At 74.0% G+C, this 10,335-nt stretch carries 8 protein-coding genes and 1 pseudogene; 7 read left to right on the forward strand and 2 right to left on the reverse strand.

Annotated features, from left to right (window positions below; translation table 11 throughout):
- Nucleotides 1-250: 250 nt before the first annotated feature.
- Together E1258_RS25575 and E1258_RS25580 are read left to right on the forward strand one after the other, a co-directional pair.
- The gene (locus tag E1258_RS25575; protein WP_132405606.1) at nt 251-1,411 is read left to right on the forward strand and encodes a CdaR family transcriptional regulator; all 1,161 of its coding nucleotides are present in this window, start codon (nt 251-253) and stop codon (nt 1,409-1,411) included.
- A 351-nt stretch (nt 1,412-1,762) separates the two neighbouring features.
- Nucleotides 1,763-2,677 (forward strand): siderophore-interacting protein, encoded by a 915-nt coding sequence (locus E1258_RS25580; RefSeq protein ID WP_132405608.1) that lies wholly within the window; start codon nt 1,763-1,765, stop codon nt 2,675-2,677.
- Between the two features lie 85 nt (nt 2,678-2,762).
- Here the strand turns inward: E1258_RS25580 and E1258_RS25585 are convergent, their stop codons facing one another.
- Nucleotides 2,763-3,113, reverse strand: a complete 351-nt coding sequence (locus tag E1258_RS25585; protein WP_243715681.1) for a hypothetical protein — start codon at nt 3,111-3,113, stop codon at nt 2,763-2,765.
- A gap of 92 nt (nt 3,114-3,205) precedes the next feature.
- Between E1258_RS25585 and E1258_RS25590 the strand changes: the two genes are divergently transcribed.
- The 5 genes and pseudogenes from E1258_RS25590 to E1258_RS35605 all read left to right on the forward strand — a co-directional run bounded on the left by E1258_RS25590 (nt 3,206) and on the right by E1258_RS35605 (nt 8,997).
- Entirely contained in the window at nt 3,206-3,550 is a 345-nt protein-coding gene (locus E1258_RS25590; RefSeq protein ID WP_132405610.1) for a CU044_2847 family protein, read from the forward strand.
- 2,083 nt (nt 3,551-5,633) lie between these two features.
- Nucleotides 5,634-5,825: pseudogene (locus tag E1258_RS25600) on the forward strand (ACT domain-containing protein); the annotation flags it as partial.
- A gap of 605 nt (nt 5,826-6,430) precedes the next feature.
- The gene (locus E1258_RS25610) at nt 6,431-7,126 is read left to right on the forward strand and encodes a response regulator transcription factor (RefSeq protein WP_132405617.1); all 696 of its coding nucleotides are present in this window, start codon (nt 6,431-6,433) and stop codon (nt 7,124-7,126) included.
- Nucleotides 7,123-8,415: a HAMP domain-containing sensor histidine kinase gene (locus E1258_RS25615; RefSeq protein WP_132405619.1), complete on the forward strand. Its 1,293-nt coding sequence runs from the start codon at nt 7,123-7,125 to the stop codon at nt 8,413-8,415. Before E1258_RS25610 ends, E1258_RS25615 begins: the two co-directional genes overlap by 4 nt.
- 99 nt (nt 8,416-8,514) lie before the next feature.
- Nucleotides 8,515-8,997: a PepSY domain-containing protein gene (locus tag E1258_RS35605; protein WP_132405621.1), complete on the forward strand. Its 483-nt coding sequence runs from the start codon at nt 8,515-8,517 to the stop codon at nt 8,995-8,997.
- A gap of 260 nt (nt 8,998-9,257) precedes the next feature.
- Here the strand turns inward: E1258_RS35605 and E1258_RS25625 are convergent.
- Nucleotides 9,258-10,335, reverse strand: a 1,078-nt coding sequence (locus tag E1258_RS25625) for a glycoside hydrolase family 5 protein (RefSeq protein WP_132405623.1), incomplete at its 5' end; no start/stop codon positions are given.

Here is a 10,335-nt window from a genome sequence, read left to right on the forward strand (position 1 = left end):
CGGCGAGGGCGCCGTACCTGCGGGCTCGGGGTCGGCGGATGGGCGGGGACGCGGGCGATGCTGCGGTCATGGGCTGCTCCTGCCGGTGGGGCGACAGATGATGGCGTTCCGCGGTGCGGGGGTGCGGTGTTACTTTGCGGTAACAGAAGGAAACCAACCGAAGCCGGACTCCCGGTAGGGCACGGGGGCCAAAACCCGGCCGGGTCGTTGTGGCGGGGCCACAGTGGCCATGGCGGAGGGAAGCGGGCCGATGACGAGGCCGAAGCGCGCCGGGGTTCTCGGCGCGCTGCTGCGCGACCTGGCGACCGACCGGCGGGTCGTCGACGAGATGGTCGAGGCCGCCCGGGTGCACTCGCCCGAGGTGGCGCGGCTGCCGATGGCCGAGAACCGCCGGCACGTGGCGGCCCTGCTGGCCGCCGGGCTGGCGTCGTTCGAGCGGCTGGCGGAGCCGAACGAGCGGGACTTCGCGGAGGCGAGACGCCTCGGCGCCGACCGGGCCGCGCAGGGCGTCTCCGTCGCCGGCCTGCTGCGCGGGGTGCAGGCCGGCCGGCAACGGGTGGTCGAGATCGCGCTCGACCGTGGCCGGGCCGCCGGGATTCCCGACGCCGCGCTGCTGGAGGCCCTGCTGGAACTCGGCCGGTACGCCAGCGCGCTGGAATGCGCCCTGGTCGACGGCCATCACACGGCCGAGCTGGAGCTGGCCCGGACCCGGCGCGACGCCCGCAACCGCCTGCTGCGGCGGCTGCTGCTCGACGAGGCGGGCGAAGGGCGCCCCGACGACCTCGCCGGCTTCGGGCTGCGCCCCGACGGCCGATACCACTGCGTGGTCACCGGGCTGACCGAGCCGGCCCGGATCTCGGCGGTGGAGCGGCAGTTCTGCGGCGGCGGGGCGGTGTTCGGCACCGTCGACGACCGGCTCGCCGGCCTGTCCGCCCGGCTGCCGCCCGCCGGCCTCGCCACCGCGGCCGGGCTCGTGGTGGCCGCCCCGGCGCGGCCCCTGACACAGGCCCCGACCCTGTACCGGCTGTGCGTCGCCGCCCTGCGCGCCGCGTCCCGGGCCGGGCTGCGCGGCCTGCATCAGGTGGTCGACCTTGCCGGGGAAACCGCGCTGGCCGCCCAGCCGGCCCTGGCCGAGCTGGTCAGCGGGGAGCTGCTGGGCGCCCTCGACCCAGCCGACGAGTTCCATCGGCAGCTCGTCTCGACCGCGCTGACCTATCTCGACCACGGGCAGCGGCTGGACCGCACGGCCGAGGCGCTGCACCTGCACCCGAACACGGTGCGCTACCGGCTGCGCCGGTTGCAGGAGCTGACCGGGATGCCGCCGACCCTCGCGGAGCCGGGCGGCCGATGGCCGGTGCCGCAGACCCTGCGCTGGTGGTGGGCGCTGCGCACCTGGCTCGACGAGGGCTGACCGCCCGTGGCGTCGGGGTGGCACGGGACCGACGTCGGGAACAGCCGCGCGGGTTCACCATGGATGGTGGTCGCTCGATGCCGTGACAGGTGAGTTTGCGCACGTCCGGCTCGACCACGACCCGCTGCCGGGTCGAGAAGCGGCCCCAGCTGCTCTCTCTGGGCCGGTTGTTCTTTCTTGGACCGGCCGCCGCGCGCAGCTGAGCCGGCGACGGCCGATCGCCCCGTTCGCCCGTTCGGGGGACGACAATCCTCCCTCGGAGCGGACGTTAAGGCTAGGCTAACCTAGCCGTGTCCGATGATCGACGCTGGGTGCCGTGGGACGGGACCCCGCCCACGTCTGAGAGGCGCCATGACCCAGACCCTCCCCATCGCGCCGTGGCGGCTGTTCGACGTCGAGGTCCGCGCGGTGCGGCGGCTCAGCCCGTCGTTCGTCCGCGTCACCTTCACCGGCGCCGACCTCGACCGGTTCGCCGACAACGGCTACGACCAGCGGATCAAGCTGGCGCTGCCGCTGCCCGGGCAGGCCGACGTGAGACTCCCCGAAGGCCCGGACTGGTACGCCCGCTACCGGGCCCTGCCCGAGCACCGACGCAACCCGGTCCGCACGTACACCGTCCGGGCAGCCCGCCCACACCTGGCCGAGGTGGACCTCGACCTCGTCCTGCACGGCGACGGCGGCCCCGCCACCCGGTGGGCCCGCCGGGCCCGGCCCGGCGACCGGGCGGCCCTGCTCGGCCCCGACGCCGGCTTCGGTGGCGAGCACGGCGGCATCGAGTTCCGGCCGCCGCCGGCCGGCCGGCTGCTGCTGGCCGGCGACGAGACCGCCGTCCCCGCGATCACCGCCATCCTGGCACGGCTCCCGGGCGACGCCCGGGGGCGGGCGCTGCTGGAGGTGCCCGAGCCCGCCGACGCGCTCGGTGTCACCGCGCCGCCCGGCATGCGGATCACCTGGCTGCCCCGCGACGGCGGGCGGCACGGCACCCGCCTGGTGCCCGCCGTCGCGGCGGCGGCGGCCGACCTGCTGTCCGGCCTCGCCCAGGTCGCCGACCCGGTCGCCGATGCGGTCGCCGACGTGGACGTCGACCGGGAACTCCTCTGGGAGGTGCCGACCCCGGCGGCGCCGGTGCCGCTGTACGCGTGGCTCGCGGGGGAGGCCGGCGTCATCCGCACGCTGCGCCGGCACCTGGTGACCGAGCAGGGGCTGGACCGGCGGGCGGTGGCCTTCATGGGGTACTGGCGGCTGGGCCGGCCCGACCCCGTCTGAGCCGCCGCCGGCCGGCGGCGGCCGACCCCGTTCGGGCCGCCACCGGCGCGTTCCGGCCGACGGCGGCCCGAAGGGGGCCCGGCGGTCAGCAGCGGCTGACCGACGAGTTGTCCAGGACGACGTTGCTGATGGTCAGGTTGTCCACGCAGGGGTTCTCCACGATCCGGTTGTTGACCAGGGTGAAGTTGCGCAGCGTGATGTCGCGGGTACCGGGAAACTCGGTGCGCTCGGCGAGCCGTACCTTCCCGCCGCCGCTGATTGTCCTGCCGCCCGAGGCGATGTTCACCCCATAGCAGTTCTCGATCAGGATGGCGTTGTTGCCGGTGTTGGCGATGTCGACCCGGTCGATCGTCGCCCCGCCGGACTCGGGCGGGAAAGGGCTTGCCGTGCCGGCTGGGTCCCCGGCGTCCGCCGGGAGTCCCGGTGCCCCTGACACCAACCCGGGTCGGTGGGGGCCGCAGGCGTTGCGCGGTCCGACTACTGTTCGAGGCGCTTTCGTCACCTGGTGAGCAACGTGAGGTGGGCTGCGTGAACGAGGACGGCGTTGCCGTGGACGGGTCGGAGAGGCTGGTGCCGTTGCGGGTCGACGGGCATGTCGTCTATCTGTCCACTGGGGTTCTGCGGGAGGGGGCGTCCAGCGACGAGGTCGAGATCGCCTCGCGGCCGACGAGCCTGGACGAGGCGCTCGCCGGGCTGGCGGCCTTCGCGGGAAAGATGGCCGACTCCCTGCGCGAGGCGGAGGTGACCCGGCTGTCGGTGGAGTTCAGCTGCGAGTTCGCCGTGGAATCGGGCAAGTTCGTGGCGATCCTGGGCAAGGCATCGGCCAAGTCCGGCGTCAAGGTGGGCCTTGAGTGGGAAAAGCCAACGACCTAGCCTTCGCGGTCGAAGCTAGCTGGGAGGAGCTGCTCCACGCCGCCACGGTGGCCATCGAGGTGCCGTCGCCGTCCGGGGGCGCGCCGAGTCGCGGCACGGGCTTCCTCGTCGCCCCGGCGACCGTGGCGACCTGCGCGCACGTGCTCGCCGACGACGGGCAGCCGGTGGCGGGAACCGCGCTGGGGCGGGTGGTCGCCGCCGGTGTCAGCCTGCCCCTGCGAGTCGTGCCGGACGCCGTCTTCCGCACCCGGGCCGGGCTGGACCTCCGCCCTGCTGGCCGTCGACCAGTCGGCGCCGTCGGCCGAGCTGACGCCCGTCCTGTCCAGCCCCGTGGTCGGCGTGGGCGACGCGCTCTGGGCGTACGGTCACCCCGACGGCATGTTCCGCAGCGGCCAGCCGGCGACCTTCGTCTACGAGGGCCAGTCGCGGCGCAGCGAGGACGATCCGCTGCGCCTGCTCAGGCTGCGGGGCACCCCGGTCACGCCGGGATTCAGCGGCAGCCCGGTGGTCAACCGCCGCACCGGCGCGGTGTGCGGGATGATTTGCGCGTCGAGCACCACCGGCAGCGCCCACATGCTGCCCATCAGCGAGATCGTCTCCCGCTGCGCACACGTCGGCCCGCAGCTCGCCACCGTCCAGCTCGAACACCGACGCTGGCTCAGCCTGCTGACCGACCGGCAGCTCGCGGCCGGACGGTGGCGTTTCCCCGGCCCCCAGCTACGGGCCTACCTCGCGCTGGCGGAGCGGACGTCGGCACGCCACCCGTACCGGATGCCCACGACCACACAGATGCCACCCCTGACCGCCGTCTACGTCCGGCAGACGACCCGCCTGCACGAGCAGCCGACAGCGGGCCGGCCGGCCCCCGCGCTGATCCGGCCCGCCGAGGTGGTCTTCGACGGCGACAGGGACGCCTTTCTCGTCGGCGGGGCCGGCGCGGGCAAGTCCAGTCTCTTCCAGGTCGTGACGCGCGATTTGATCCGGCGTCAGCAGAGCACCGACGTGACCGATGTTCCGGTCCGGGTGCAGGCGACCGACCTGCTCGAGGCGCACAGCCTCGGCGAGGCGGTAGCCCGCAGCGTACGGGCCGACTTCGGGCTGGCCGGCACCGGCGGACCCTGGCCCTCGGCCTTCTTCGACGAGCCGCCCATGCCGGACGGGGCCTGGCTGGTCCTGGTCGACGGACTCGACGAGATCATGGATTCCGGCCGGCGGCAGGATGTCCTCGCCTTCCTCGCCGCCCACCGGGCAGCGCCGACGAGCGCGCACCGGTTCGTCATCGCCACCCGCCCGGCCGCCGACCTGCCCATTACCATGGGGGCGGACTGGGAGCCGCTGCGGTTCGAGCTGCTCGCCTTCGACGAGGAGCAGCGCCGCCGATTCACCGAGGGCTGGTTCACCCGCCTCGCGGTCGACCGGCCCGGCTACACCGCCGGCGAGTTCGACCGGGAACTCGACCGGCTCGGGCTCGGGGAGCTGGCCCGCAACCCGCTGATGGCCACCATGCTGTGCCAACTGTTCGTGGCGAACCCGGAGCGTCGCCTGCCGCGCGGGCGCAACAGGATCTTCCACGACTTCGTGCAACTGCTGCGCGAACGTCAGTACAGTGACGCCGACGGCGGCATCCGCCAGCAGGTGCTGCGGCGGCTGCGCCGCTACGGCCGGCAGGCGGAGGAGGCGGGGGAGCGGCTCATCGTCGAGCGCGACGGCCTCATCGGCCGCCTCGCCGCGGACCGGCTGGCCGGCGCCCCGCAGACAGCAGTCGGCAAGCTCGCACAATGGACCCGCCACCTGCCGCCGTCGTCCGTGCCGACGGGCACCTGGCGGAACCTGCTCGCCGATCTCCTGCGCCGCAGCGGGGTGCTGCTGGAACGGGGCGACGACTTCGTCTTCCTCCACCAGACCATCCAGGAGTACCTGGCCGCGCAGGTCGTCGCCCACGACACCGAACAGGCCGACCCCGCGTTCCGGGATTTGTTTCTGCGTACGGTGTCGGGACGGGCCGTGGCCCCGCCCGCCTGGCGACAGTCCTTCGCCCGGTTCCTGGTCGCGGCGTGGCCGCAGCCGGACGCCGTCGCCTCGGGACGTCACCCGGGTGCTCTCCGACGAGCGGGTCAACATCCTCTCCGCCACGGTCACCACCACCCGCGACCGGGTGGCGGTGAGCCGGTTCAGCTTCGAGATGGCCGACCCGAAACACCTCGGGCACCTGCTGGCCGCCGTCCGCAAGGTCGAAGGGGTGTTCGACGCGTACCGGGTCACCTCGGGAGCCTGAGGGAGCCCCCAGCGGGCCGATCCGCGGGGGACAGCCGCCGGTCAGTCGTCGGCGCCGGCGACCGGCTCGCCGCCCACGCACTGCACCTTCAGCTCGTACTCGCCGCCCGGCCCGACGAAAGTGACCTCGACGTCGTCGTCCGGGCCGCGATCGGCGTCGGCGACCCGGTAGTCCTGCGCCGGGGCCCAGGACACCAGCCGCACCCCGCCCGGGCCGCACTCCGCCACGGCGGTACCGCCGGTGGTCGCGAAGACCCGCCGGGCGCCCGCCCCGGCCGACCCGGTCGGCTCCGGGGCGCCGGGGGACGGGACACCCGCCGAGGGGGCGGCTGCGGTGGACGCCGGCGTGGCCAGCGCCCGCTCGACCTCCTCCTGGCTGCGCACCCCGCCCGGCGTGCCGGTGATGCTCTCCCCGACCAACCGGATCGCGGCCACCCCGACCAGAGTGGCGAGCGCGGCGGTGACCAACCACCCCGCGACGGCGAGTAGCGAACGACGACGCATCCCCCGACTATCCCCGATCGAAGGTTGGCCGCGGCCTGGGACGACGCTAAGGGACGGTTAAGGACCGGGCCAGCGCCCGTGCGTGGCGGTTAGCCTCGTCGGGTGCCCCGCCTGCTGCTGATCGAGGACGACCTGACCATCCGCACGCCGCTGGTGCGGGCGCTGCGGGACCGGGGGCACGCGGTGGCCGCCGCGTCGACCGCCATGGACGGGCTGCGCGACGCCCTGGACAACCGGCCCGACCTGGTGGTGCTCGACCTGGGCCTGCCCGACCTGAACGGGCGGGAGCTGCTGCGGATGCTGCGGGCGGTCAGCGCGGTGCCGGTCATCGTGGCCACCGCCCGCGACGACGAGACCGAGATCGTCCGGGTCCTCGACGCGGGCGCCGACGACTACGTCGTGAAGCCGTTCACGGCCGCCCAGCTCGACGCGCGGATCCGCGCGGTGCTCCGACGAGGTGCCGCCGGTGCCGGGGCGAGCGACCCCACCCTCGTGGTGGGCGGGCTGCGCGTCGACCCGCGCGCCCGGCAGGTGACCCTCGACGGCGTCGCGGTCGAACTCACCCCGCGCGAGTTCGACCTGCTGCGCCACCTCGCCGCCCGGCCCGGCGAGGTGGTCACCAAGCGGGAGCTGCTGACCGAGGTCTGGCAGATCCCGTACGGCGGGGCCGACAAGACCGTCGACGTGCACCTGTCGTGGCTGCGCCGCAAGCTGGGCGAGAACGCCCAGCAGCCCCGCTACCTGCACACCGTGCGGGGCGTGGGCGTCCGGCTGGAGTCGCCGGACGGCGCGGGATGAGGGCCCGGCTGGCGCTGCTGGCCGCCGCGGTCAGCGTGCTCATCCTGGTGGCGTTCCTCGTGCCGCTGGCGCTGCTGGTGCGCGTCGTGGCCGAGGACCGGGCCACCGTGCGGGCCACCGCCGACGCGCAGAGCCTCGTGCCGGTGGTGGGCACCGCCGACGTCGAGACCATCCGGTTGACCGTCGAGCAGCTCGCCGCCGAGTCCGGCCGTCCGGTCAGCGTGTTCCTGCCCGGTGACACCGTGCTCGGCACGCCCACCCCGCGTACCCCGGCGGTGGCCCTGGCCGAACGCGGGCAGAGCCTCACCGCGGAGTCGGCCTCCGGACGCGAGGTGGTGATCGCGGTGCAGGGCCGGCCGGACGGCACGGGGGTGATCCGTACCGTGGTGCCCCGCGCCGAGCTGACGGCCGGGGTGACCCGGGCCTGGCTCGTGCTGGCCCTGCTCGGCGTGCTGCTGGTGCTGGTCGGGCTGGCGGTGGCCGACCGGCTGGCCCGTACCCTGGTCCGGCCGATCACCGAGCTGTCGACGGTGTCGCACCGGCTCGCCAACGCCGAGCTGGACGCGAGGGTCACCCCCGCAGGCCCGGCCGAGCTGCGCGAGGTGGCCGGTGCGCTCAACCATCTGGCCGGGCGCATCCAGGTGCTGCTGGCGCAGGAACGCGAGCAGGTTGCCGACCTGTCCCACCGGCTGCGTACGCCGCTCACCGCGCTGCGACTGGAGGCCGAGTCGCTGCCCGACCCGCAGGACGCGGCGCGGATCACCGCCGCGGCGGACGCGCTGGAGCGGGCCGTGACCAGCCTGATCCGCCAGGCACGCCGCGACCGGCCACCGGCCGCCGCGCAGGCCGGCTGCGACGCCACGGCCGTCGTCGCCGACCGGGTGGCGTTCTGGTCGGTGCTGGCCGAGGACACCGGGCGGGCGGTCCGCCGCGACCTGGCCGCCGGGCCGCTGCCGGTCGGGGTACCCGCCGACGAGCTGGCCGCGGCGGTGGACGCGCTGCTCGGCAACGTCTTCGCGCACACCCCGGACGGCACCGCGTTCACCGTCCGGCTCGCCCGGCAGGCCGGACAGGTGGTGCTCGCCGTCGCCGACGAGGGCCAGGGCATGCCGGCGGCCACCGTGGCCCGGGGCGCGAGCCTGGCCGGGTCCACCGGCCTCGGCCTGGACATCGCGCGTCGGGCGGCGGAGGCCGCCGGAGGTCGGCTGGAGCTGCGCACCGCCCCGGGCGGCGGAGCGGAGGTACGGCTCTGGCTCGGCCCGCCGTCGTCCCGGCCGGCCCGGCCCTAGCGTCCGGGCAGCCTTTACCGGGCCTTAGCGTTCTGGCAGCGCGCCGCTATCCCGCCCGGACCGATCCTCTGAGGCAGGAAACGAGGAAAGGTGCCCGAGATGAAGCGCAACTCCCTGATCATGGCGTCGCTGGGCGGCGCGGCGATGCTGGCGGCGGCCGGGGTGGCCGTCGGCGTCACCGCCGCCGACGAGCGGGTCGCCCGCACCACCCTGACCGCCGCAACCGCCGCTCCGGGTGCCACCACGACCCCGGACGACGGCGCGACCGGTGCCCCGACCGGCGCTCCCACGGCCACCGGGGTGCCGTCGGCCACCGGCGCTCCCGGGCGTACCGGCGCGGTCGACCAGCAGCGGGCCGGTGAGATCGCGCTGGCGCGGGCCGGGGGCGGGCGGATCGTCGAGGTCGAGGCCGAGCACGAGCGCGGCCGGGCGGTGTGGAGCGTCGAGATCGTCAACGGCCAGACCGAGCACGAAGTCGACGTGGACCGCAACGACGGCACTGTGGTCAAGGCCGAGCAAGAGCCAATCGACGACGACCGCGACGACCGCGACGACGACCGCGACGACCGCGACGACGACTGATCCGAGGGGCGCCGGTTGGCCGGTGCCGCGAGACACGAGCGGGTCGCCCCTTGTCCGGGCGGCCCGCTCGGCCGCGTCGAGGAGGCCAGGGGTTCGCATCGTGGCTGCTTCCACCGGGTGTTGCTCGACATCGTCATGCCGATCGAGCCGTCGGCCGGGTACGCCGAGCGATACACCGACGGCCAAGAGCGAGGCTCACCGTTGGAATGGAGGCGGTGGACCCCGGTCTGGGAATAGGCCGGGGTCACCGCGTGAATCGATCAGACGTACGGGCTCTGGGTAAGCAGGTGGGCCTTGTAGCCCGCGCCGACGCCCGGTTCCGGGGTGCCGGCCCAGTCCTTGATGAGCACGGCGCCGCCGGTGCAGCCCCATGGGTTCCAGGTCCAGGCCAGGTACCCCATGTCGTGCGCGTCGGCCCAGGTGACCAGCCGTTGCATGTAGTCGAAGCCGCAATCGTCCTGACCGAACTCGCCGATTACGACCGGCACCTGCTGCGCGAGCGGGGCGATCTGGCTGTCCCAGCAGGACTCGTTCGCGCAGGCGTTGAAGCTGTATGCGTGCCAGGATGCGGCGATGTTGTTCAGCGGGTCGTTCGGCTTGTACGTCAGCCATTCGCGCATGTCGTTGGTCCATTCCAGGCCGCTGACCATGAGCAGGTTGGTGGCGCCGGTGGCGCGGACCGCGTCGACGAGGTCCTGCATGCCGGCGGCCTCATAGGGGAGGCCGGTGCAGGTGCCGCCGTCGCGTAGGCACTGCCAGCCCAGGGTCTTGTTCCATTCGGCGGGCATATCCGGGTACGGCTCGTTGAACAGGTCGAAGACGACGGCATCGTTGCCCTTGAAGGTGTTGGCGACGCCGGTCCAGAACTGCGGGGCGTACCGCGCGTCCGGCATCGGCTTCTGGCAGGTGGCGTGCTCGTCCTTGCAGTGCCAGTCCGGGCTGTTCGTGTAGGCTCCCCAGTTCCAGTGCAGGTCGAGGATGACGTTGATGCCGTTGGCGACCAAGAGGTCCACGTAGTCCTTGACGCCCTGTTGGTAGGTGGCGCCGCGGGGTGAGCCGTTGATGCCCAGCCAGCATTCCTCGTTCAACGGAATCCGGACGGCGCGGATGTTCCAGGTCTTCATCGCGTCGACGGATGCCTGGTCGACCGGCCCGGAGTCCCACAGGCCCTTGCCCTGTACGCAGGCGAACTCGCCGCTGGAGCGGCTCACGCCCAGCAGCCGGTATGCCTTGCCGTCCGCGGTGAGGATCTTGTTGCCGGACACGCGCAGCTTTGGCGCTGGACCGCTCGGAGGTGGCGTTGTGGCGGTCGGGGGCGGGGTGGCGGTCTGTGTGGTC

This window comes from Micromonospora sp. KC207 (assembly GCF_004348615.1).
In the GTDB taxonomy this organism is placed as follows: Bacteria; Actinomycetota; Actinomycetes; order Mycobacteriales; family Micromonosporaceae; genus Micromonospora.